General features: G+C 64.3%; 24 protein-coding genes. 18 read left to right on the forward strand and 6 right to left on the reverse strand.

The features are described 5' to 3' along the window. The first annotated feature begins 168 nt into the window (after nt 1-168). The 7 genes from ACLBKS_RS11870 (at nt 169) to eutC (ending at nt 8,889) form a co-directional block, all read left to right on the forward strand. Nucleotides 169-1,206 carry a putative 2-aminoethylphosphonate ABC transporter substrate-binding protein gene (locus ACLBKS_RS11870; RefSeq protein WP_410193049.1) on the forward strand — a complete coding sequence of 346 codons (1,038 nt, stop codon included), beginning with the start codon at nt 169-171 and terminating at the stop codon, nt 1,204-1,206. A 114-nt stretch (nt 1,207-1,320) separates the two neighbouring features. After that, the gene (locus ACLBKS_RS11875; RefSeq protein WP_410193010.1) at nt 1,321-2,424 is read left to right on the forward strand and encodes a putative 2-aminoethylphosphonate ABC transporter ATP-binding protein; all 1,104 of its coding nucleotides are present in this window, start codon (nt 1,321-1,323) and stop codon (nt 2,422-2,424) included. 56 nt (nt 2,425-2,480) lie between these two features. After that, entirely contained in the window at nt 2,481-4,211 is a 1,731-nt protein-coding gene (locus ACLBKS_RS11880) for a putative 2-aminoethylphosphonate ABC transporter permease subunit (RefSeq protein ID WP_410193050.1), read from the forward strand. A gap of 20 nt (nt 4,212-4,231) precedes the next feature. Further along, entirely contained in the window at nt 4,232-5,380 is a 1,149-nt protein-coding gene (locus ACLBKS_RS11885) for a TIGR03364 family FAD-dependent oxidoreductase (RefSeq protein ID WP_410193011.1), read from the forward strand. 84 nt (nt 5,381-5,464) lie between these two features. Continuing rightward, a complete protein-coding gene (locus tag ACLBKS_RS11890; RefSeq protein ID WP_410193012.1) occupies nt 5,465-6,409 on the forward strand; it encodes an exopolyphosphatase in 945 nt (314 codons plus the stop codon). Between the two features lie 189 nt (nt 6,410-6,598). Further along, entirely contained in the window at nt 6,599-8,002 is a 1,404-nt protein-coding gene (locus ACLBKS_RS11895; RefSeq protein ID WP_410193013.1) for an ethanolamine ammonia-lyase subunit EutB, read from the forward strand. Nucleotides 8,003-8,052: 50 nt separating this feature from the next. Further along, nucleotides 8,053-8,889 (forward strand): ethanolamine ammonia-lyase subunit EutC, encoded by an 837-nt coding sequence (gene eutC / locus ACLBKS_RS11900; RefSeq protein ID WP_410193014.1) that lies wholly within the window; start codon nt 8,053-8,055, stop codon nt 8,887-8,889. Between the two features lie 64 nt (nt 8,890-8,953). On the opposite strand, the gene ACLBKS_RS11905 is transcribed toward eutC, so the two are convergent. Then, the gene (locus ACLBKS_RS11905; RefSeq protein WP_410193015.1) at nt 8,954-9,400 is read right to left on the reverse strand and encodes a DUF2214 family protein; all 447 of its coding nucleotides are present in this window, start codon (nt 9,398-9,400) and stop codon (nt 8,954-8,956) included. Nucleotides 9,401-9,474: 74 nt separating this feature from the next. Here ACLBKS_RS11905 and ACLBKS_RS11910 point away from each other — a divergent pair, with 74 nt between their 5' ends. After that, nucleotides 9,475-10,149 carry a TetR/AcrR family transcriptional regulator gene (locus ACLBKS_RS11910; RefSeq protein WP_410193016.1) on the forward strand — a complete coding sequence of 225 codons (675 nt, stop codon included), beginning with the start codon at nt 9,475-9,477 and terminating at the stop codon, nt 10,147-10,149. Nucleotides 10,150-10,284: 135 nt separating this feature from the next. Here ACLBKS_RS11910 and ACLBKS_RS11915 read toward each other — a convergent pair whose 3' ends face one another. Next, nucleotides 10,285-11,796, reverse strand: a complete 1,512-nt coding sequence (locus ACLBKS_RS11915; protein ID WP_410193017.1) for an amino acid permease — start codon at nt 11,794-11,796, stop codon at nt 10,285-10,287. On the opposite strand from ACLBKS_RS11915, the gene ACLBKS_RS11920 reads away from it, so the two are divergent. From ACLBKS_RS11920 to ACLBKS_RS11945, 6 genes are all read left to right on the forward strand, one after another. After that, complete coding sequence (locus ACLBKS_RS11920; RefSeq protein ID WP_410193018.1) at nt 11,795-11,962, forward strand: hypothetical protein; 168 nt, start codon at nt 11,795-11,797, stop codon at nt 11,960-11,962. The genes ACLBKS_RS11915 and ACLBKS_RS11920 overlap by 2 nt on opposite strands. A gap of 65 nt (nt 11,963-12,027) precedes the next feature. Further along, entirely contained in the window at nt 12,028-12,600 is a 573-nt protein-coding gene (locus tag ACLBKS_RS11925; protein WP_410193019.1) for a cytochrome b, read from the forward strand. Between the two features lie 26 nt (nt 12,601-12,626). Next, a complete protein-coding gene (locus ACLBKS_RS11930) occupies nt 12,627-13,211 on the forward strand; it encodes a YceI family protein (RefSeq protein ID WP_410193020.1) in 585 nt (194 codons plus the stop codon). Between the two features lie 84 nt (nt 13,212-13,295). Further along, nucleotides 13,296-13,874 (forward strand): YceI family protein, encoded by a 579-nt coding sequence (locus ACLBKS_RS11935; RefSeq protein ID WP_410193021.1) that lies wholly within the window; start codon nt 13,296-13,298, stop codon nt 13,872-13,874. 174 nt (nt 13,875-14,048) lie between these two features. Beyond that, nucleotides 14,049-14,537 (forward strand): SRPBCC domain-containing protein, encoded by a 489-nt coding sequence (locus tag ACLBKS_RS11940; protein ID WP_410193022.1) that lies wholly within the window; start codon nt 14,049-14,051, stop codon nt 14,535-14,537. A 218-nt stretch (nt 14,538-14,755) separates the two neighbouring features. Beyond that, the gene (locus ACLBKS_RS11945; RefSeq protein ID WP_410193023.1) at nt 14,756-15,199 is read left to right on the forward strand and encodes a DoxX family protein; all 444 of its coding nucleotides are present in this window, start codon (nt 14,756-14,758) and stop codon (nt 15,197-15,199) included. Nucleotides 15,200-15,224: 25 nt separating this feature from the next. Here ACLBKS_RS11945 and ypfH read toward each other — a convergent pair whose 3' ends face one another. Genes ypfH through ACLBKS_RS11960 form a run of 3 tightly spaced genes read right to left on the reverse strand, consistent with a single transcriptional unit; the run spans nt 15,225 to nt 17,371 of the window. Beyond that, nucleotides 15,225-16,052 carry an esterase gene (gene ypfH / locus ACLBKS_RS11950; RefSeq protein WP_410193024.1) on the reverse strand — a complete coding sequence of 276 codons (828 nt, stop codon included), beginning with the start codon at nt 16,050-16,052 and terminating at the stop codon, nt 15,225-15,227. After that, nucleotides 16,010-16,900 carry an urease accessory protein UreD gene (locus tag ACLBKS_RS11955; protein ID WP_410193025.1) on the reverse strand — a complete coding sequence of 297 codons (891 nt, stop codon included), beginning with the start codon at nt 16,898-16,900 and terminating at the stop codon, nt 16,010-16,012. The genes ypfH and ACLBKS_RS11955 overlap by 43 nt, the downstream gene beginning before the upstream one ends. 9 nt (nt 16,901-16,909) lie before the next feature. Further along, nucleotides 16,910-17,371: a DUF962 domain-containing protein gene (locus tag ACLBKS_RS11960; protein WP_410193026.1), complete on the reverse strand. Its 462-nt coding sequence runs from the start codon at nt 17,369-17,371 to the stop codon at nt 16,910-16,912. 63 nt (nt 17,372-17,434) lie between these two features. On the opposite strand from ACLBKS_RS11960, the gene selD reads away from it, so the two are divergent. The 3 genes from selD (at nt 17,435) to phhA (ending at nt 20,018) form a co-directional block, all read left to right on the forward strand. Continuing rightward, on the forward strand, nt 17,435-18,514 hold the full coding sequence (selD, locus tag ACLBKS_RS11965; RefSeq protein ID WP_410193027.1) for a selenide, water dikinase SelD: 1,080 nt from the start codon (nt 17,435-17,437) through the stop codon (nt 18,512-18,514). Between the two features lie 277 nt (nt 18,515-18,791). After that, the gene (locus ACLBKS_RS11970) at nt 18,792-19,115 is read left to right on the forward strand and encodes a 4a-hydroxytetrahydrobiopterin dehydratase (RefSeq protein WP_410193028.1); all 324 of its coding nucleotides are present in this window, start codon (nt 18,792-18,794) and stop codon (nt 19,113-19,115) included. A 15-nt stretch (nt 19,116-19,130) separates the two neighbouring features. Further along, nucleotides 19,131-20,018: a phenylalanine 4-monooxygenase gene (gene phhA / locus ACLBKS_RS11975; RefSeq protein ID WP_410193029.1), complete on the forward strand. Its 888-nt coding sequence runs from the start codon at nt 19,131-19,133 to the stop codon at nt 20,016-20,018. A 78-nt stretch (nt 20,019-20,096) separates the two neighbouring features. Here phhA and ACLBKS_RS11980 read toward each other — a convergent pair whose 3' ends face one another. Beyond that, nucleotides 20,097-20,846, reverse strand: a complete 750-nt coding sequence (locus ACLBKS_RS11980; protein ID WP_410193030.1) for a sulfite exporter TauE/SafE family protein — start codon at nt 20,844-20,846, stop codon at nt 20,097-20,099. A 257-nt stretch (nt 20,847-21,103) separates the two neighbouring features. Between ACLBKS_RS11980 and ACLBKS_RS11985 the strand changes: the two genes are divergently transcribed. Then, nucleotides 21,104-21,928: a hypothetical protein gene (locus tag ACLBKS_RS11985; protein WP_410193031.1), complete on the forward strand. Its 825-nt coding sequence runs from the start codon at nt 21,104-21,106 to the stop codon at nt 21,926-21,928. Nucleotides 21,929-21,998: the final 70 nt, after the last annotated feature.

Here is a 21,998-nt window from a genome sequence, read left to right on the forward strand (position 1 = left end):
GGTGACATGTCGCGCCACCCCACAGGGCGTCAACGACTGGCGCGGCCCGCGAGGCAGCGCTGCTGCCGGGCACGAGGTTTGCATTGATCGATCAGGCTGCCGTCATCAACGCGTCACGGTGACGTCACACGATGCCGGTTTCCATCATCAGGAGCATTCACCATGCGCATGACGCTTTCTTTCCGGACCTGGGTGTTCGCGGCCGTGCTGGCCGGGGCGACCTCGGCGGCCTGGGCCCAGAAAACCACCTTGCTGGTCTACACGGCGCTGGAAACCGACCAACTCAAGGCCTACCAGGAAGGCTTCAACAAGGTCGAGCCCGATATAGAGATCAAATGGGTGCGCGACAGCACGGGCGTGATCACCGCCAAGCTGCTGGCCGAAAAAGCCAACCCGCAAGCCGACGTGGTGATGGGCGTGGCCGCTTCCAGCCTCGCACTGTTGGATGCCAACAAGATGCTGGAGCCCTACGCGCCGGCCAACCTCAAGGCCATCAGCCCTGCTTACAAGGACAAGAAGAACCCGCCGGCCTGGTTCGGCATGGACGTCTGGGGCGCCACCGTGTGCTTCAACACCGTGGAAGCCGAGAAGAAGGGCATCAAGAAACCCGAAAGCTGGAAGGACCTCACCAAGCCTGAATTCAAGGGCCAGGTCGTCATGCCCAACCCGGCTTCCAGCGGCACCGGCTACTTCGATGTGGCGGCCTGGTTGACGCTTTGGGGTGACGACAACGGCAAGGGCGGCGGCTGGAAGTACATGGACGCGCTGCACGAGAACATCGCCCAATACACCCACAGCGGCAGCAAGCCTTGCAACATGGCGGCCGCAGGCGAGTACGTGGCGGGCATCAGCTTCGAGTACCGCGGCAACAGCAACAAGGCCAAGGGCGCGCCGATTGAACTGGTCTTCCCGAAGGAGGGGCTGGGCTGGGATCTGGAAGCCTTCGCCATCCAGAAGGGCACCAAGAACCTGGCTGCGGCGAAGAAGCTGGCGGACTGGGCTTCGAGCCTGGACGCGATGAAGCTCTACGGCAAGAATTTCGCCATCACCGCCGTGCCGGGCGTGGCCGAACCTCTGGCCAACGTGCCCGCGGACTATGAAAAGCGCCTGGTGAAGATGGACTTCGCCTGGTCCGCCTCCAATCGCGAGCGCATTCTGGCCGAATGGACGAAGCGCTACGACAGCAAGACTGAAATTAAGAAGTGAATTCCCCCCTGAGGCGCTGCGCGCCTTCCCCCCACTCATCCTGCGGTGGTGGGGGGACGCTCCCGATGGCCCGGCAAAGCCGGTTCCATGGGAGCCCGCGTACGAAGTCACGGCATGCCTGAATCTCCTTATCTCTCACTGCGCCAGGTCCGCAAGACGTTTGGCGCCTTCACGGCGCTGGACGGCATCGACCTGGATCTGCCGGCCGGTGAGCTGGTCTGTTTTCTCGGTCCCTCGGGCTGCGGCAAGACGACGCTGCTGCGCATCATCGCGGGCCTGGAGGTGCAGAGCAGCGGCCAGGTCTGGCAAAACGGGCGCGACATTTCCGCGTTGCCGCCTGCGCAGCGCGACTACGGCATCGTCTTCCAGAGTTACGCCTTGTTCCCCAATCTCACGGTCGCGGCCAATGTGGCCTACGGCCTGAACGGCAGCATGGACCGGGCGCGCATCGCCGCGCGCGTGGACGAGTTGCTGACGCTGGTGGGTCTGCCTGGCAGCGAGCGCAAGTTTCCGGCGCAGTTGTCCGGCGGGCAGCAACAGCGCATCGCGCTGGCGCGCGCGCTCGCCACCTCGCCCAGCCTCTTGCTGCTGGACGAACCGCTGTCGGCGCTGGACGCCATCGTGCGCGTGCACCTGCGCAAGGAAATCAGAGCGCTGCAACGCAAGTTGGGGCTGACCACCATCATGGTCACGCATGACCAGGACGAAGCACTGTCCATGGCCGACCGCATCGTGGTCATGAACCAGGGCGTGATCGAACAGGTCGGCACGCCGCTGGACATCTACCGTACACCCGCTTCTCCTTTTGTGGCCGAGTTCGTGGGCAAGGCCAATCGCTTGCCGGCCGTGGCCGAGGGCGGGCATTGGTTCCGGTGTGGGCCGCTGCGCCTGCAGTGCACGCAAGGCGCGGAGTTCCGTCCCGGCCGTCCCGTGACGCTGTACCTGCGCCCGGAGGACCGGCGCATGATCGACGTGTCGCCGGACGACCCGGGCCGTTGCACGGGCGTGGTGCGCGGCATCGAATTTCTGGGCAGCAACTGCTTGGCGGAGTTGGAGGTGGAAGGCTTGCGTGACGCCGAGGGCCAAGTGCTGCCCTTGCATCTGCAGTTCTCGCTCAACCAGATGGACGAGTTCGGCGTGCGCGTGGGCCAGCCGCTGTCCTTTGCGCTGCGGGCCGACCGTGTGCGCGTCTTCCCGGCCGGGGCGGAGGCCGCTTGAGCACGGCGCAAACGACCGACGCGAGCGCCAGTGGCGGCGCGCGGGTCGCCCCGCTCTTGCGCTCAGCCTTGAGGGAGACAGTCCATCAGCGCCTGCACTGGACCGATCGCCTGGCGCGTGCTCTCGTGCTGTTGGCCGTGCTGGTGCTGTTATGCGGCCTGGCCCTGCCCCTGCTGGCCATTCTCTGGCAAGCCATGCTGGGCAAGGAGGGCCAGTTTGTCGCGCTGGACAATTTCCTGGCCTACGCGCGCACGCCCGCCTTGCTGCAAAGCCTGTGGAACAGCGTTTGGGTGGCCGCGCTGGTCACGGCCATCGCCGTGCCCCTGGCCTTCGGTTTCGCCTATGCGCTCACGCGCACCTGCATGCGCATGAAAGGCGCGCTGCGTCTGGTGGCGCTCATTCCGCTGCTGGCGCCGTCTTTGCTGCCTGCCATTTCGCTGATTTACTGGTTCGGCAACCAAGGCGTGGCCAAGGGCTTGCTGCAGAGCCTGGGTTACGCGCAGATCTATGGCGCACCGGGCATCGTGCTCGCCGAGTGCTTCGCGGTGTTCCCACACGCGCTCATGATCCTGGTGACGGCGCTGGCCCTGGCCGATGCGCGGCTCTACGAAGCTGCGGATTCCATGGGCGCTGGCGCGGTGCGCAAGTTTTTCACCATCACCTTGCCGGGGGCCAAGTACGGCCTGGTCTCGGCCGCGCTCGTGGTGTTCACCTTGGTGATGACGGACTTCGGCATTCCCAAGGTGATCGGGGGCAACTTCAACATGCTGGCCACCGATGTGTTCAAGCTCGTGATCGGCCAGCAGGATTTCGCCAAGGGTTCGGTGGTGGCCATCCTCTTGCTGGCACCCGCCGTGTTGACCTTCGCCGTCGATCACCTGCTGCAGCGGCGCCAGACCGCGATGCTGGGTGCGCGCGCCGTCCCCTACGCACCCAAGCCTGCGCGCGGCCGTGACGCTGCGTTCTCGCTCTACTGTCTCGGTGTCGCGGCGCTGATGCTGGCCATGCTGGGCATGGCCGTGTTCGCGTCCCTGGCCACCTTCTGGCCGTACAAGCTCATGCCCAGCCTCAACCACTATGTCTACGGCCTGACGGAGGCCGAGGTGGGTGTCGGCTTCCTCAACAGCCTGCGCATGGCGGCTGGGGCCGCGCTGGGCGGCACCGTGCTGGTGTTCACCGGGGCTTACCTGTTGGAGAAGACCGCGCCGCGCCGAGCCCCGGGTTCCGGGGTGAGCCTGGACGGCCTGCTGCGCGGCTTGCTGCGTCTCCTGGCCATGCTGCCCATGGCCGTGCCCGGTCTGGTGCTCGGACTGGGCTACATTTTTTTCTTCAACGCGCCGGGCAATCCCCTGGGGGGTCTCTACCAGACCATGGCCTTGCTCACGCTGTGCACCATCGTGCACTTCTACACCACGGGGCATCTGACGGCGGTGACCGCGCTCAAGGGCCTGGACAACGAGTTCGAGTCCGTCAGCGCGTCCCTCAAGGTGCCTTTCTACAAGACGGCGTGGCGTGTCACGCTGCCCATTTGTCTGCCGGCCGTGATTGACGTCGCGCGTTATTTCTTCATCAACGCCATGACCACCGTGTCGGCCGTGGTCTTTCTTTACGCGCCGCAGACCAAGGTGGCGGCCATCGCCATCCTGAACCTGGACGAGGCGGGTGAGACGGGTCCGGCCGCCGCGATGGCGGTGCTGATCACCCTGGTGTCCGGTTTGGCGAGCCTGTGCTTCATGGCCTTGGGGTGGTGGGCAGGGCGGCGGACCCAAGCCTGGCGCTCGCGTTGAATTTTCCAAAGGCAGGCAACATGACAAAGCGCATGGGCGACACACATTACGACTTGGTGATCGTGGGCGCGGGCGTCGTCGGCTTGATGACCGCGTACGCGGCCCGGCAACGCGGCCTCAAGGTCGCCGTGGTCGAGCGCACGGCGCAGAGCATCGGCGCGTCCATCCGCAATTTCGGTTTCGTCACGGTCACGGGCCAGCGGCGCGGCGAGCACTGGCGCCGCGCGATGAAGACGCGTGACGCCTGGCTGGCGATCGCGCCGCAAGCGGGCATTCCCGTGATCCATCCCGGCCTCTACCTGACGGCCCAGCGCCCCGAGGCCCTGGCCGTGATCGAGGCCTTCATGCGCACCGAGATGGGCGAGGGTTGTGAATTGCTCACGTCGGCGCAGACGCAGGCTCGGTTTGGCGCGACGGCCTTGGGGCCGCAGCTGGGCGCACTTTACAGCCCGCACGAGCGTCGGGTCGAGTCGCGCGAGGCCATCCCCAAGCTTGCGGCCTGGCTGCAGGCGGCACAGGGCGTGGATTTCCACTGGCGCACGGTGGTGCATGGCGTGGACCTGCCCACCGTCGCCACCAGCCGGGGCGTGTTGCGCGCCGACCATTGCGTGGTCTGCCCCGGCCATGAATTGAACGCGCTTTACCCCGAGGCCATCGAGCAGGCAGGTATCCGCATGAGCACCTTGCAGATGATGCGCGTGCAGCCCGCCGTGCCTCTGCGCCTGCCCGCAGCCCTGATGTCAGACCTCAGCCTGGTGCGTTATGAAGGTTATGCCGAGCTGCCGGAGGCAGCCCCGCTGTTGCGGCGCTTGCAAGCCGAGCAGTGTGAGCACCTGCGCCAGGGCGTGCACCTGATCGTGGTGCAGTCGGCCGATGGTTCGCTGGTCGTGGGAGACAGCCATGTCTATGGTGATGCCGAGGCGCCCTTTGGCAGCACGGCCGTGGACGAGCTGATCCTGGACGAATTGCGACGCGTGCTGCCCGCAGCCGGGGCCGCGGGCGCTGTAGTCACCGAGCGTTGGACGGGCACCTATGCCAGTGCGGCCGACGTGGTGTTCAAGACCTCGCCATCCCGAGGCGTGGCCCTGGGCATCGTGACCGGTGGCACGGGGGCGTCCACCTCGTATGCCTTCGCCGAGGAATTGCTCACATTGGCCCTCGGCGCATGAGGCCTGACTCCGGGTCGATACCCGCTCACAGGCCAAAACCGGTGTTGTAATATCTGCTTACATATTCATGGAGGAGAGTGATCAATGAGCCAAGAAAAATACCGCCTTGTCACCCGCAGCGATTTTGATGGTCTCGTCTGCGCCGTCTTGCTGAACGAGCTGGACCTGATTGACGACATCAAGTTTGTCCACCCCAAGGACATGCAAGATGGCAAGGTGGAAATCAGCCAGCGGGACATCACCACCAACCTGCCGTACGTGCCCGGCGCGCACCTGGCCTTCGATCACCACCTCTCCGAAACCATCCGCAACGCGGGCCAGTCCGCCGAGGCGCGCAAGAACCACGTCATCGACGCCAAGTCGCCCTCGGCCGCGCGCGTGGTCTACGAGTACTACGGCGGCAAGGCGAAGTTCCCTGGCATCTCCGACGAGATGATGGAGGCCGTGGACAAGGCCGACAGCGCGCAGTACGTGCGCGACGAAGTGCTGGACCCCAAAGGCTGGGTGCTGCTCAATTACCTGATGGACGCCCGCACGGGCCTGGGGCGTTTCCGTGAGTTCCGCATCAGCAACTACCAGCTGATGATGGACCTCATCAAGTACTGCAAGGACCACACGATCGACGACATCCTGGCCCTGCCGGACGTCAAGGAACGGGTGGACCTGTACTTCGAGCACACCGAGAAAGCCAAGGAACAGATCAAGCGTTGCACCACCGTGCACCGCAATCTGGCGGTGCTGGACCTGCGTGGCGAGAACACGATCTACGCGACCAACCGCTTCATGATCTACGCGCTGTTCCCGCAGACCAATATCTCCATCCACGTGCTCTGGGGGCCGCAGAAGCAGAACACGGTGTTTGCCACCGGCAAGTCCATCCTTGATCGCTCCAGCAAGACCAATGTGGGCGACCTGATGCTGCAGTACGGCGGGGGCGGGCACCAGGCGGCGGGCACCTGCCAGGTGCCGAATGACCAAGCCGAGGACGTGCTCAAGAAGCTGATCGCCAAGATCAACGCGGACGGCTGAGGTCACGGCCGCATCTGACACCCGTCTGCGCCGACACCTGACCTCTGCACTGGCTGGTGCGCGCCGGTGCTGACGCTCACCCCTGGTGTGATGCTTGGGCGGGCGTGCTTGAGCGCTTGATCGCGCGCCTGTCCCTCCTTGCCCGTAACGGGGCTCGCTGGCATATTTGCTGCTTGAAGGAGAGGCACCATGCCCGCCTACCAAGCCACCGTCGCGAACCAGAACTGGCAGTTCCGAGACCTGCGGGATCTGATGGCCAAAGCCACGCCGCTGCGGTCCGGCGATGCGTTGGCGGGCGTGGCTGCCACGTCCTCGGTGGAACGCATGGCGGCGCGACTCGCGCTGGCGGACCTACCCTTGAGCACCTTCCTCAATGAGGTGCTGATTCCCTACGAGACCGACGAGGTCACGCGGCTCATCATTGACACGCACGATGCCACGGCCTTTGCCCCCATCGCCCACCTGACGGTCGGCGCCTTCCGGGATTGGCTGCTGGACGAGCGCACCACCAGCGACACCCTGAGCGCCGTGCGCGCCGGTATCACACCCGAGATGGCGGCCGCGGTCAGCAAGCTCATGCGCAACCAAGATCTGATCTCCGTGGCGCGCAAGTGCCGCGTGGTCACGGCCTTCCGCGACACGATTGGCCTGCCCGGGCGGCTGGCCGTGCGCCTGCAACCCAACCACCCGACGGACGACGTGCGCGGCATCGCGGCCAGCATGATCGATGGCTTGCTCTATGGCTGCGGCGACGCGGTGATCGGCGTGAACCCGGCCACCGACAGCGTGGCCGCCCTGGGCACCCTGGTGCGGCGCATGGGCGAGGTCGTGGAGCGGCTGGGCATCCCGACCCAGACCTGCGTGCTCACGCATGTCACCAACACCATCCAGATGATCGAGCAGGGCGCGCCGGTCGACCTGGTGTTCCAGTCCATCGCGGGCACCGAGGCCGCGAACGCGAGCTTCGGTGTCAGCCTGGCCGTGCTGCGCGAGGCGCGCGAGGCGGCGCTCTCGCTCAAGCGTGGCCGTCCCTTGCAGGATGGGATTGGCGATAACGTCATGTACTTCGAGACCGGGCAGGGCAGTGCCTTGTCCGCCAACGCCCACCACGGCGTGGACCAGCAGACCTGCGAGGCTCGGGCCTACGCGGTGGCACGCGAGTTCAAGCCCTTGCTGACCAACACCGTGGTCGGTTTCATCGGCCCTGAGTACCTGTACGACGGCAAGCAGATCGTGCGCGCGGGCCTGGAAGACCACTTCTGCGGCAAGCTGCTGGGCGCCCCCTTGGGCGTGGACGTCTGCTACACCAACCATGCCGAAGCCGACCAAGACGACATGGACAATCTGCTCACCCTGCTGGGCGCGGCGGGCGTGAACTTCGTGATGGGTGTGCCAGGCGCGGACGACATCATGCTCAATTACCAGAGCACTTCCTTCCACGATGCGCTCTACGTGCGCCAGGTGCTGGGCCTGCGCCACGCGCCCGAATTCGAGGCCTGGTTGCAGCGCATGCAGATCATCGATGAGGCCGGTCGCCTGCTCAGCAGCAAGGCGCGGCAACCTGCCTTGGAGCTGATGCGCAAGGCGGCCTGAAGCAAGCACGTGCAAGGACTTCGCATGCACCCCGCAGACAGAGGTAGGCCATGAATGGCAAGGTGATCGAGTTGCCCACGCAGGGCACCCACTCAGACGTTCGGAGCGCGGACGGCTGGACCGCCGACACCTGGACGGACTTGCGCGCTCACACGGCGGCGCGCATTGCACTCGGGCGATCGGGCGCGGGCCTGCCCACGAAGGAACTGCTGAGCTTCGGCCTGGCCCATGCCCAGGCGCGGGACGCGGTGCACATCCAACTTGATGCGGCGTCCTTGGCCACGCGCTTGCAGGCCCTGGGCTGCGAAACGCTGACCGTGCGCAGCGCCGCCAGCGACCGTGCCACCTACCTTCTGAGGCCCGACTTGGGCCGCCGTTTGAATGCCGACGATGCGTCGCAACTTGCGGCGCCAACGCGACCCGGCGGTTGTGACCTGCTGTTGGTGGTCGGTGATGGACTGTCCTCGCTCGCGGTGGAGCGTCAAGCCGTGCCGCTGATCGAGGCCATTCGCCAGCTCGCGCCCTCCGATTGGACGCTCGGCCCCGTGGTCATCGCCACCCAGGCGCGCGTGGCCCTGGGGGACGAAGTGGGGGCATTGCTTCAGGCCCGCATGGTCGCCGTGCTGATCGGCGAGCGGCCCGGCTTGTCCTCACCCGACAGTCTGGGCATCTACCTGACCTGGGCGCCCCGGCCGGGGCGCAATGACGCCCAGCGCAACTGCATCTCCAATGTGCGGCCCGAAGGCTTGCCCGCTGCTGCTGCCGCGGCACGACTCTGGTGGCTGTGCCGCGAGGCGCGCAAGTTGCAGCTCACCGGCGTGGATCTCAAGGACCGCAGCGATGCGTTGACGCTCGATGCGGGCGGCACCGCACCGGGCTTGTCCTAGAGCCTGTTCACGCGCATCGGGCGGACCAGTCGGCCCGGGTTCTGCAGAGGGCGCCTCATGCCGCTCACAACCCAATGCCTCGCGCCATCAGGATGGCCAGCAGCGGCAGCAAGGGCAACAGCAACAGCTCGGCCAAGAGCCAACGCCGGGTGCCACGCCAGTCGTGCGCGTCCGGCAAACCGCCCTGCTTTTGCCAGCGCAGGAAGCGCAGCGTCGGCACGACGGACAGCAGACCGATCAGCCCGAAGACCGCGATCTTGCTCCAGAACACGGGGTTGTCGGCGTAAAACGCCCAGCCTTTGGCCCCGTGCGCGGCGCGTGCGAAACCGATGGCGAGCACGCCCGCAGCGAGCGCGGCGTAGCCTTTGTCCAGTTGCCCCAAGGTGCGCAGACGCGCCGTGTCGGGCTGGCTTCCCAAAAGCAGGTATTGCGAGAAGAGCACCGCGACCAGAGCGAAAGCGGCGAGGTGGTGCAGCAGCGCCAGCAAGAGATCTGAGAGTTGAGGGTTCATGATGTTTCCGTTGTCAAGATTTGGTGGATGGACTCTATCGGTGTAATTTGACATTGTCAAGTTATGATGCGGCCATGCCCCGTTCCAAAACTGTCTCAGCATCTGTCGCTGCCCGCCGTCCAGCAGTTGAACCTCTGCCTTACCACCATGGCGATCTGCGCCGGGCGCTGATCGATGCCACCAGCGCCTTGCTGCGCGAGCAGGGGCTGGAAGGTTTTTCCCTTCGTGCCGCCGCGCGAGCGGCCGGGGTGTCGCATGCGGCGCCCGCCCACCATTTCGGCGACGCGCGGGGGCTTTTGACGGCCTGCGCTGCGGATGGTTTCGAGCGCCTGGCCGACGCGATGCAGGCGCGCATGGACAGCGCGGGCGGGGACGCGCGCGCGCGCGCCCAGGCCCTGGGCGCGGCCTACATCGATTTCGCCCTGACGCACCGCGCCTTGTTCCAGCTGATGTTTCGCCGCGACCGGCTGGACCCGCAAGACGCCGCGTTGCAAGCGGCCGGGCGCCGCACCGGCGATGCCCTGCGCGAGGTGTACACGGCGCTGATCGCCGAGCGGGGGCTGCCGCCCACCGAATTGGGCGAGCGCATCCTGCTGGCCTGGTCATGCGCGCATGGCTACGCCACCTTGGTGCTCGAAGAGCAAACGGCGGGGCTTTATGGCTTGGGTGCGGGACGCGAGCAAGCCGCCAGCGCCATGGGCGCCAAGCTGCTGCAACTGCTGATGGGCGGGCTGGCCGACCCAGCATGAACCACCGAGCATGAAAAAGGGAAGAAGGTTGCCCTTCTTCCCTGTTCCATTGGAGGCGTCGCCTTGCTTCGACCTTGGCTGACCCTTGGGTCCCTCAGTAAGAGCAAGGCGTCTGCCGCGTCATATCGACGTGTTTCACAGTGACTTGTACTCCGCCGTGCCCTTGGAGCGGGCGAACTCTTCCTCCGGTGACAGCACCAGCTTATGGCGTCCCACGAGCCCGAAGTAGATGATGCCAACCGCGAACCAGATCGCCACGCCGATCACGCCCGCGCGGTACACCGGGTCGGAGAGCTGGAAGTAGATGGTGACCAGCGCGATCAGCATGGTCAGCGCAGCGCCCACGATGCCGAAGGGGCTCGTGTAGGGGCGTGCGATTTGGGGGAACTTCTTGCGCAGCAGGATGAAGGACAGGGCCTGCATGATGTAGGAGATCATCGCGCCGAACACCGCCATGTTGAGCAGCGTTCCGCCGATGATGGCTGCGCTGTTTTGCACGCCGTACCAGATCACGCACATCACGATCAGCGCCACCACCGCGCCCGCGACCATGGCCAGGTGCGGGGTCTTGCGCGTGCCATGCGTGATGGACAGCGCGCGCGGGAAGTAACCTGCGCGCGAGAGCGAATAGATCTGCCGCCCCTGCGCGTAGATGATGGTGTGGAAGCTGGCGATCAGGCCGATCACCGCGATCAGCGCGAGGATCTTGGCGATGCCGTCGCCGTAGATGGCGCGAAAGCCGTCCAGCAGCGGCTCGCCCGAGGTGGCCAGTGCGAAGGCGCCCTTGGCGATCGAGGAGTTCAGCAGCAGGATCATGAAGGCCGAGACGATGAGTGTGATGATGCCCAGGATGATGCCCTTGGGCATGTCGCGCTTGGGGTCGATCGATTCCTCGGCGGCCAGCGGCAACTGCTCGATGGCCAGGAAGAGCCAGACCGCGAAGGGCATGGCGGCCAGCGCACCGTGGAAGCCGAACGGCAGGAAGCTTCCGCCACCTTCAGCCAGTTCGACCGGCGCGCCATCGGCACCGACGCCAATGTTGAGCGCCCAGCGTGTGAAGTCCATGTTGGGGATGGCGCTGAACCAGAAACCCACCAGGCAGGCCAGGGCCAGCAGCGTGACCACCAGCGTGACCTTGAAGGACAGCTCCACGCCGATGACATTCAAGCCCACGAAGACGATGTAGCCGCCGATCCAGTAGACCGGTTGGAAGCTCTCAGGCGTGCCGAAGATGGAGCCCAGGTAGGAGCCGATGAAAAAGACGATGACCGCTGGCGTGATGACGTACTCCACGTTCTCGCACAGGCCGGTGATGAAACCGCCCCAGGGCCCCATGGTGGAGCGGGCGAAGGAATAAGCCGCGCCAGTGTGGGGCAGGGCCGTGCTCATCTCCGCGATGGAGAAGGTCAGGCCCAGGTACATGATGGCGATGAAGATCGTGGCGAGCAGCATGCCGCCCCAGCCGCCGACGCCCAGCCCAAAGTTCCAGCCTGAGAAGTGGCCGGAAATTACCGCGCCCACGCCCAGCGCCCACAGGGACGCCACGCCCGCGTAGCGGCGCAGGCCGCGTTTCTCGAAGTAGCTGCTGTCCACCGATTGGTAGGTGACACCGCCGCCAGACGCCGCGGCTGTTGTTGTTTCACTCATGGAAGTGCCTTTCAGCAAAGGAGAAGACAAGGAACAAGGGGAACGGGTACCTGTCGAACCTGGCTCGAAAAAGGAACACCGGGTCAACCCGGAGGGCGAGTGCAAAAACGGTGCCAGAGGGAAGGACGTCCAGGTGTTCACCCAGGCGGGCGAGCAAAAAATTTGAACTCAGCCGACAAGCCTGCTCATCCTGGGGATAAAGGGGGCTTCCTAGAATCGCACCCCATTGCCATGAATACCTTCAACGCCTCCATTCCCCCGATCACGCGCTACAACGGCCTGGCCATCGTCTTGCACTGGGCACTCGGCCTGTTGCTGATCGGTCTGTTCTCCCTTGGGGTGTACATGGCCGACCTGCCCTTTTCACCTGAGCGGCTCAAGCTGTTCAACTGGCACAAATGGGTGGGCATCCTGGTGCTGGCCCTGTCGTTCCTGCGCTTGTTCTGGCGCTTGATCCGTCCCGCGCCCGCCTTGCCTTCCCACATCGCGCAGGCCATGCCGGCCTGGCAGCGTCTTGCGCACCACGGCACGCACGTGGTGCTTTATGGGTTGTTCTTCGCCGTGCCCTTGCTGGGCTGGGCTTACAGCTCGGCCTCGGGCTTTTCCATCGTTGTCTTTGGCGTGCTGCCTCTGCCTGATTTCGTCGGCAAGGACCCCGCCCTGGCCAAGACCCTCAAGGAGGCGCATGAGATTGGCGCCTACCTGATGGCCCTGTTCGTGCTGCTGCACGTGGCGGCGGCCTTGAAGCACCAGTGGCTGGACCGCGACGGCCTGATCGGTCGCATGTGGTTTGGCCGGTCTTGATCATTCACTTCGGAGTTCTACCCACCATGAATTTCATCCGCCGCCATCTCACGGGCAGCCTGCTGCTGGCCTTGTCCGCCCTCGTCAGCCTGTCCTTGCCTGCCCAGGCCCAGCAGAAGCTGGTGCCTGCCCAGAGTGAAATCGTCTTCGTCAGCAAGCAGATGGGCGTGCCCGTCGAGGGCTATTTCAAGAAGTTCGACGCGCAGGTCGCCTTCGATCCCGCAAAGCTGCCAACCAGCAAGATCGCTTTCACCGTCGAGATGGCCAGCGCCACGCTGGGCGTGCCCGAGGCGGATGCCGAGCTGCCCAAGGCGGTCTGGTTCAACGTGCCCGGCTTTCCGAAGGCCACCTTCCAGTCCAGCGCCATCAAGGCCCTGGGGGGTGGCAAGTACGAGGTGGCGGGGCAGCTCACCATCAAGGGGCGTTCCAACCCAGTCACGGTGCCGGTGACCCTGACGCAAGCGGGCGGCACGACCACTGCCACGGGCTCGTTCACGATCAAGCGTCTGGCCTTCGCCATCGGTGAGAACCAATGGTCTGACACCTCCATGGTGGCGGACGAGGTTCAGGTCAAGTTCAAGCTGGCCTTGACCGGCGTGGGCAAGTTCTGACGCCCTGCCGCGTGCCGAGCCGCCTCGCGATTTCCCTTCCGATTTTCCCTTCCTCAACCCTTGCTGATACACAGGAGTCCCCTCATGCGCAAGATCACCGTCGCCACCCTCGTGGGCCTGGCCTTGGCCGCCGCTGGCACCGCCCAAGCCCAATCCGCGTCTTACAGCATCGACCCGACTCACACCTTCGTGACCTTCGAGATCGACCACATGGGCACCTCGACCAACCGTGGCCGCTTCGACAAGAAGGATGGATCAGTCACGCTGGACAAGGCCGCCAAGAAGGGCAGCGTGGAGATCACCATCGACATGACCTCCGTCAACACCGGAACCGCGGCGTTCGACAAGCACCTGCAAAGCGCGGATTTCTTCAACACCGCCAAGTTCCCCACCGCCAAGTTTGCTGCTGAAAAGTTCAGCTTCAACGGTGACAAGGTCAGCGAAATCGCTGGCACCCTCACCCTGATGGGCAAGACCCAGCCCGTCACGCTCAAGGCCAGCAAGTTCAACTGCTACCAGAGCCCCATGCTCAAGCGTGAAGTCTGCGGCGGCGATTTCGAGACCACCATCGATCGCAGCGCCTATGGCATCGACTTCGGTCTGAACTGGGGCTTCCCGAAGGAAGTGAAGCTGCTGGTGCAGGCGGAAGCCGTCAAGCAGTAAGCGGGTTTCGCTTCTCTCAAAAAGCCGGTCGGGTTCGACCGGCTTTTTTCATGCGCCGAGGGGTGAAATCAAGGCATGCAGCCTACCGGGCTTCGGGTTCTTCCCGAACCGTGGAATGTCGAACCGGGCTTGCGCCGTTCGTCGAACAGGTATCGCAATCATTCTGGAGCTTCCATGTCCGTCACCGAACACGATCGCGCACCTGCCGTCCAGCATGCCACCCTGGTTTTCGAGCGCGAGCTGCCCGCCCCGATCACTGCGGTCTTCGAGGCCTATGCCGATGCGACGCTGCGCGCCCGATGGGGGGCGCCGTCCGAGACGGCCGTCATCATTTACGACGCCGAGGATTTCAGGGAGGGTGGCATGGATCGCTTCCGCTGCGGCTCCCGTCAGGACCCGAACATCCATGTGGTGACGCACTACCTGGAGATCATCGTGAACCGGCGCATCGTCTGCAGCGAGAGCATCACGACCTCGGGGCGCCGCCTCTGCGCGGCGCTGACCACCGTGGAGTTTGTGCCCTTAGCGGGCCGAACCCGGCTCAAGAACACCATCCAGGTGGCTTCTTTCATAGGAGCCGCCATGATCGAAGGGCACAAGGTGGGCCAGGCGGCAGCGCTGGACAATTTAGTTCGATATTTCGAAGATCAGGGCGCAGCTTGATCGCTGATTCAAGCAGCTTAGAAGCGCGCTGGACGACGTGTCACCTCGATTGACTAGGCATGCCCCTTGATGTGCAGCGCCCATTGCATGCCGCCTGACTCGATGGTGTGATGAGCCCAAGCTCCCCGTGGGCTGGTTGATTTGAATCAATGGACACGTTGATTCAACTTGAATCGTTATGTTCGATAAGAATACGATGAAGCACGATTTAAGAAAGGATGAACATCGTGCTGGGAATCACTAAAAGGGATTTTTTAATCCGCGCTGAAAACTTCAATCCAAGCAATCCTTGGAATGTCCTCCGCATTGTTTGTGGTGCGTTCATGTTTCCCCACGTGACAAGCAAATTTGTGGCTGGAACGCTGAACCCGGGGACCGTCGGTTTTTTCGCCAAAGCGGGCTTCATGCCACCAGAGTTTTGGGTGATCTTGGCCGCCTTGGTTGAAGCGGGGACCGGAGTTGCGCTGGTTCTGGGCCTGTGCACGCGCATTGCGGCATTGGGAGCCGCGGGGGCATTGGCCGTTGCCGTGTACGCCCTTCACATGGTCAAAGGTTTTGGTTGGACCTGGAACACAGGGGGATACGAATATCCGGTTTTTTGGGCGATCGTTTGCCTTGCGGTCGCATGGAACGAGTTCAATCAGGACTCAGCTGCCAAGTAAACCAACGATTGAGCCGGGCACGGGTTTACCGCGTCGGATCGTCTTCGCCGACATCGTTTCCCTCCCCAGGCTTTAACCACAGCCGCGCCGGGATGTGCTTCTCCAGCTTCTCCACCGCCAGTTCCACCAGATCAGGGTGCAGTTCATGGCCGACGAAGGGCAGTACGTCGGCGGTGAAGTCCGCGCCGAATTCCTTGAGGCGCAGCGCGCCTTCGATGGCGTGCCGATAGGGCATCACGGCATCGGTCTTGCCGTGCAATAAGTGGATGGTGCAGTTCTCGTGAGGCGCTGCTTCGGGCAGGGTCGCAAAGCGTCCTGCGATGGCGATGGTGCGTGCCGTCACCGGCTCGGGCTGCATGGCAGCGGCCAGCGCCATGATGGCGCCTTGTGAGAAACCGACGAGCGCCGTGCCACCCGCGTCCACGCCGCTGCGCTGCTGCCAATCGCGAACCAAGGCCTCCAGTTGGGGCAGGGCCGCGGCCACGCGCGCGGGGCGGTTGTCTTCCGTCACTTCATGAATGGAAAACCACTGGCGGCCCGCGAACTGCACGGGCGAGCCTGGCATGAAAGGTTCGGGTGCATTCAAGGCCACAACCATCGCGCTGGGGAACACCCGTGCGTAAGCCCGTCCCAAGTCCGTCATGCTCTGCGCGTTGCTGCCCACGCCATGCAACAGCAGGATGAGTTGGGCGGCTTTCGCGCCGCCTTGCGTGGGGTCTTGGAGGATCAGGGCGTCGTTGTTCATGGTCTGTGCGGTGTCGATGCGTGGTGGGGCTGCCCTGGGTGGTGGCGCGGCTTGCCTTGCGCGGATCAAAGCGCCCAGGTTCGTGGCGGCGTCGCGTCGAGTTGCCATAGCTCGCGCCGCCAGATGCCGCGCAGGCGTTTGAGCAGGTCCAGCGCGGGTTCCACCAGCGGGCTCAGCACCCGCACGGCCAGTACTTGCGGATGCGGACTGGTCGCGCCCGCGACGAGGGGAAGGGCGATGCCGTCGGCGGCGGCCCTTGGACCCCAGGGTTCCAGCACGGTCCGCACCGCGTCCAAAGCGGCTTCACGGCGCTCCCGCGCAATGGCCGTGCCCGCCGCGAAAAACAGCGTGCCCAGGCAACGGTGTCCGGCCAGACCCAAGGGCCCGTCCATCAGTCGTGCGTCGGTCGCGTCGATGCGGCCTTGTTCCAGCCAGACCGGCGTGGGCGACGCATCGCCCAACCCGGTCACGCCCTGGATTTCCAGGTGCTGCGAAAAGCGGCCAAGGTTGAAGGGTTGATCGGCCGTCGGCAGGCCCAGTGCCGTCACGTCCCAACCGATCATCTCCGCGCTTGGGGTCAGGTCGAACACAGCTTGGTTGTTGGCCATGCATTGTGGGTAGGCCAGGGCTTCGAGCGGCAGCCATTCCAGCCGCGCGCCATCCTCAATCCGGGCGTGAACCTGTTGCGAGGCGGTCTCGCCGGTGCTGCGGTAGAAGCGCGTCGCTCCGGGCGTGGTCACCAGGCCATGCGCGCCAGCGGCCACGGATAACTGGATGTCCAGCGTGTCGCCGCCGACCAGGCCGCCGGGCGGGTGCACCAGCACGTTGTGGCAGATCGCGTCGCCCTCGGGGTAGAGGCTTTGCAGGATGCGCAGTGGCCCATCGTGGCGGTAATGCGCCACGCTGCGGCCGTTGTGGAGCGTGTAGTCGAGTCGCAGCGCGGCGTGCCAGCTCATGCAGAAAACTTACCAGCGCAGGCCGCGCTTGAGAAACAGATGGCTGAGGACGAAGAGCGGTCCGACCCAGAGGTATTGAACGTCTTCAAAGAAGGAAGGCTTCTTGCCTTCGATGCGATGGCCGATGAACTGGAAGATCCAGGCCACGACAAAGATGCTGGCGCAGATGGCGACACGGTAGTCACCCATCAGGTGTACCAGGGCGAGGCCGAGGGCCGAGATGGCCGCCATGGCCAGGGTGAACATGCGTGACAGGCGGATGTAATAAATCAGGCTGGCACCAATGAAGGCATAAGCCGCCAGCGGGTGGATGGCGAAGATCAGGCCCACGATGCTGAGCATGATCAGCGGAATCGCCGCGTAATGGATCAGCTCGTTGGCCGGGTTGCGGTGGCTTGCGCCGTAGTGGGCGAGCAATTGGTCGACACGGCGCGTGGCGCCGTCGTGGTTGTCCTGGGCAAGCGTGGTCATGGTGGTCTCCTGTAGGGGGTGGGTCCGGGTGGCAAACCTCTTATGCAGGGCACAATGATAGCCATGGCTGAATCGACTTCCATCCCTGTTGTTTCCCGTGTTGCCGAGCCCCGATTGACCTCGCTGTCCCACGGCGGTGGCTGCGGCTGCAAGATCGCGCCGGGCGTGCTGTCCGACATCCTCAAAAGCAGCAGTGGCTTGCCCATGCCGCCGGAGCTGCTGGTGGGCATCGAGACGGCCGATGACGCAGCGGTCTACCGGCTCAACGATGAACAGGCCCTGATCGCCACCACCGACTTTTTCATGCCCATCGTGGACGATGCCTACGACTTCGGTCGCATCGCCGCCACCAACGCCATCAGCGATGTCTATGCCATGGGCGGGCGGCCCATCATGGCGCTGGCGCTGGTGGGCATGCCCATCAATGTGCTGTCCACGGCGACCATCGGCCGCATCCTCGATGGCGGCCAGGCCGTGTGCAAGGCGGCGGGCATCCCGATCGCGGGTGGGCACACCATCGATTCGGTGGAGCCCATCTACGGGCTGGTGGCCTTGGGCTTGGTGCACCCCGAGCGCGTCAAGCGCAATGCCGATGCCCGGGTGGGCGATCGCCTGATCCTGGGCAAACCGCTGGGCGTGGGTGTGTTGTCGGCCGCGCTCAAGAAGGAACAACTGGATGCAGCGGGCTATGCCCGCATGATCGACACAACCACGCGCCTGAACACGCCCGGCCCCGAACTGGCCGCGATCGAGGGTGTGCATGCCCTGACCGATGTGACGGGGTTTGGTCTCGCTGGGCACGGGTTGGAACTCGCGCGCGGCGCCGGGCGCACGGTGGAAATCGATTGGTCCCGCGTGCCCTTGCTACCAGGGGTGCGTGATCTGGCCGCACAAGGTTTCGTCACCGGTGCGTCGGGCCGCAACTGGGCGGGTTATGGCGCGTCCGTGACCTTGCCCGCAAGCTTCGCGTCTGTGGATCAGGCGCTGTTGAGCGATCCCCAAACCAGCGGGGGCCTGCTGGTGAGTTGCGCGCCCGAAGCCGTGTCCCAGGTGCTGGAGACCTTCCGCCGACATGGGTTTGAAGCCGCCGCCGAGATCGGCCGAGTGACGGACGAGGGCGCGGGCCGATTGCTGGTGCGCTGATCCGCTAAGCGTTCGCGGACCGTCCAGGGTTTACCCACGGCGTCGCTGGCGTGTCGGGCGCTGATAATCGATCAGGCCCCGCCAGAAGGCGGGCACATCACGACGGACCTGCTGCGCAACCATGACGCACGCTGACAGCATCATTGGCGATCACCTCGCGCGCAGCGTGCGAGGCGTGCCGTGCGCGCCACCGATTTGACCTTCTTGTCTTCTGGGCCACCGCCCCGTGTGGGCGTAGGTGGCCTGTCTGGGTCATTCGATTTCTGGAGCTTGCAGAATGTCCAACCCTTCCTTGAAACTTGACGAGGCGTCATTGCGCGCTGAACTCGCGGCCCTGCCCGAGTGGACGCATCGCGCGGAGCGCGGCGGCTTGATCACTCGTGAATTCCGCTTCGCGGATTTCACCCAGGCCTTCGGCTTCATGGCCCAGGTGGCCCTGGAGGCTGAGAAGCGCAATCACCATCCCGAGTGGTTCAACGTCTACAACCGGGTGTCGGTGGTGATGACCACCCACGATGCCCAAGGTCTGACGCCCAAGGACATTGCGATGGCGCGCTTCATGGACCGCTGCGCGGCGGCGCTCTTGTCCGCCCAGCGCTGAAGCAGGGAGCGCACCATGCAAACCCTTGCGGCATCCGGCAAGCACGGCTTGGCGGCGGGATTGGGCCATGCGCCCCAACGTCCCGACTGGGTCATCGATCAGGGCTGGCAGCACTACACGGCGCAGGAGCATGCCGTCTGGGCCACGCTGTACGAACGGCAGTCGCGCCTCTTGCCAGGCCGCGCCTGCGACGAGTTCATCCGCGGCATGGGGGATTTGCCCTTTCGCGCGGATCGCATTCCTGACTTCGAGCAGATGTCTCGCGTGCTGCGCCGCAAGACCGGCTGGGAAGTGGTGGCGGTGCCAGGCCTGGTGCCCGATGAAGTGTTCTTCGAACACCTGGCGCATCGGCGTTTCCCGGCCGGCCAGTTCATCCGCCAGCCCCATGAACTGGACTACCTCGAAGAGCCGGATGTCTTTCACGACGTGTTCGGTCATGTGCCCATGCTGATGAACCCCGTCATCGCCGACTACATCCAGGCTTACGGTGAGGGCGGTCTGCGCGCCCAGCGCCTGGGCGTGCTCGACACGCTGGCGCGGGTCTATTGGTACACGGTGGAATTCGGCCTGGTGCGGCAACCCGATGGGCTGCGCATCTACGGCGCGGGCATCGTGTCCTCGTACACGGAGACCTGTTTCAGTGTCGAGGATGCCTCACCCAACCGCTTGCGCTTCGACCTGGCGCGTGTGATGCGCACCCGCTACCGCATCGATGATTTCCAGGAGAGCTATTTCGTCCTCTCGCATCTGGATGAGTTGCTGGGGCTGGCCAACATCGACTTCGCGCCCCTTTATGCCCGCGCAGCGATCGAACCCGAGCTGCAGCCGGGTGAGGTGCTGGAGGTGGACGAGGTCATCACGCGGGGTACGGGCCGCTACCACGCGGCCAAGCGCGCGTCCTGATCGGCGGGGGCTTCATCCGGGCCGAGGCAGCCTACCCGGTGAGAGCTTCTCAGTGAGCCAGCCCAGGCTTGCGGTGCCTTAGCGCGCCAGCCATTGCGTCAGCCCGGACACCAGCAGGGCCGCACCTGACACCGTGAGCAAGATCAACACGATCTGGCGAAAGCGCGCCTCGCTCAGGCCCAGGTAAAGCCGGGTGCCGAGCCAGGAACTGAGCAGCACCACGGGGATGAGCAAAGCCAGAGAGGGCAGGGTAGCGCGGTTGATCAGCCCGCGCGCCAGGTAGGCGACCAGGGTGACGAGCTGGATGCCGAGGTTGAAGTTCTGCACCAGGGCACGCAGTTCGTCCTTGGGCCAGCCGCGCAGCGTGCCCCAGAGCGTGGGCAGGATGCCCGTGTAGCCGCCCAGCCCGCCCAGAATGCCGCCGCCCAGGCCGGTGAGCCCGTCCGCGAAGCGCCCGCCGTGGTGGATGCGCGGCAGATTGGGCGCGAGCAGCAGCGCTGGACAGGCCAGCACGAGCAGCCCGCCCAGCGCGGTCTTGAACAGGCCCACGTCCAGCTGCGGCAGCAGCAACACGCCCAGGGGAATGCCCAGCAGGCCGCCAACCAGGAAGGGCAGGAAGCGCCGCCAGTGCCAGCCGCGCCGCAGGGTGAAGGCGGCCTGGATCTGTCCGGTCAGCGAGCCGCACAGGGACAGCACGGCGGTCAGTTGCGGCGCGAGAAACCAGGCCCAGACCGCGGTGGAAGTCATGCCGAAGTTGGAGCCCGAGATGCCTTGCACCAGACCGCCCAGGGCGGCGCCGAGGATGAGGATGAGGGAGGTATCAGTCATGCAGGTGTTGGATTGGAGGCGGTATCCGAGTATTGGTGCAGCTTTGTTTCAGATTTCGCCAACGTCGCGAGTGGCCGCGATGTCACCACGCAGGCTGAATGCGCAGTTCCATGGCGATTCAAAGCGGCTCTGGAAGCACGGTAGGACGCTGGTTTGTAACGAATTCCTGATGTGGCGGAATGTGCGCTCAAGTTATTGCACCAAATGCCGACTTGAGAAGACAAGGTCTCCCATCGGGCCAATCAAGGAGCATGTCGATGAACGTGAACTCAAGCACTGCGGCACTGAGCGCAGCGAAGGACTGGGCTTCGGAGCTGCGGGCAACGCAGGCCAAGGCCGGTGGTAACGCGGCTGTCGCTGCGGTGGAGAGCACGGAAGATGGGCGTTCATTGGCGCAACTCGTGGAGGACAAGCGCAGCGCCATATTGGCGATCGGCCTCGCACAAGTGCCGGATGTGACTTACAGCCAAGAGCTGAGCATCAAGGCAGCTTTTTACCTTGGGCCTCGCAATGCCGAAGAAAAAGCGATACACCAGGAAAACAAGCATGAAATCACTGCATTGAGGGGCAAGGCCGGCGATGCTTGGGAAGCTTTCAAGGCGAAGATTGGCTTTGAAAACATGGATTTTGGTTTCACTCTGGACAAGGATGGGTCGATCCTTATCACCGATGGCAAGGACACCAAGCTGACATTTGAGCAAAAGGAGCGCATTGAAGCGCGCGCCAATGAGTCCAAGCTTCTTGCTGACAACGCTAGGGCATTGGCGAAGTCCATCATTGAATACGTTGGAATGAGTGACAACACCCGCCATGGCTTGGGGCGATTCCATCTCGATGTCGAGAACTTCAGTCAAAACATTGATCTTGGCCTGCAGTTCAATGTGGAAGCGACCAACAAAGCGTCACTTCGAATTGACCCAAATCGGCCCAGAATCGTCATGGGCTTCTCCTCCTGGAGTTGGCAAAGCCAATTGATTGCAAAGGGGGAAAACCGTTATCAGCTTGGTATGGGCGGCGACGTGCAGCGCGGATCCGCGTGGGACGGCAATGTTGCATCTTTTACTGGATGGAAATCCGCCTGATGTGATGAGGTTGCCAGTCCAGGACCTGGTGAAAGACCGGCGCGAAACGCCCATCCGGCAGGACTACGTG

It is taken from the genome of Hylemonella sp. W303a, from assembly GCF_046452315.1.
Taxonomy (GTDB): Bacteria; Pseudomonadota; Gammaproteobacteria; order Burkholderiales; family Burkholderiaceae_C; genus Hylemonella.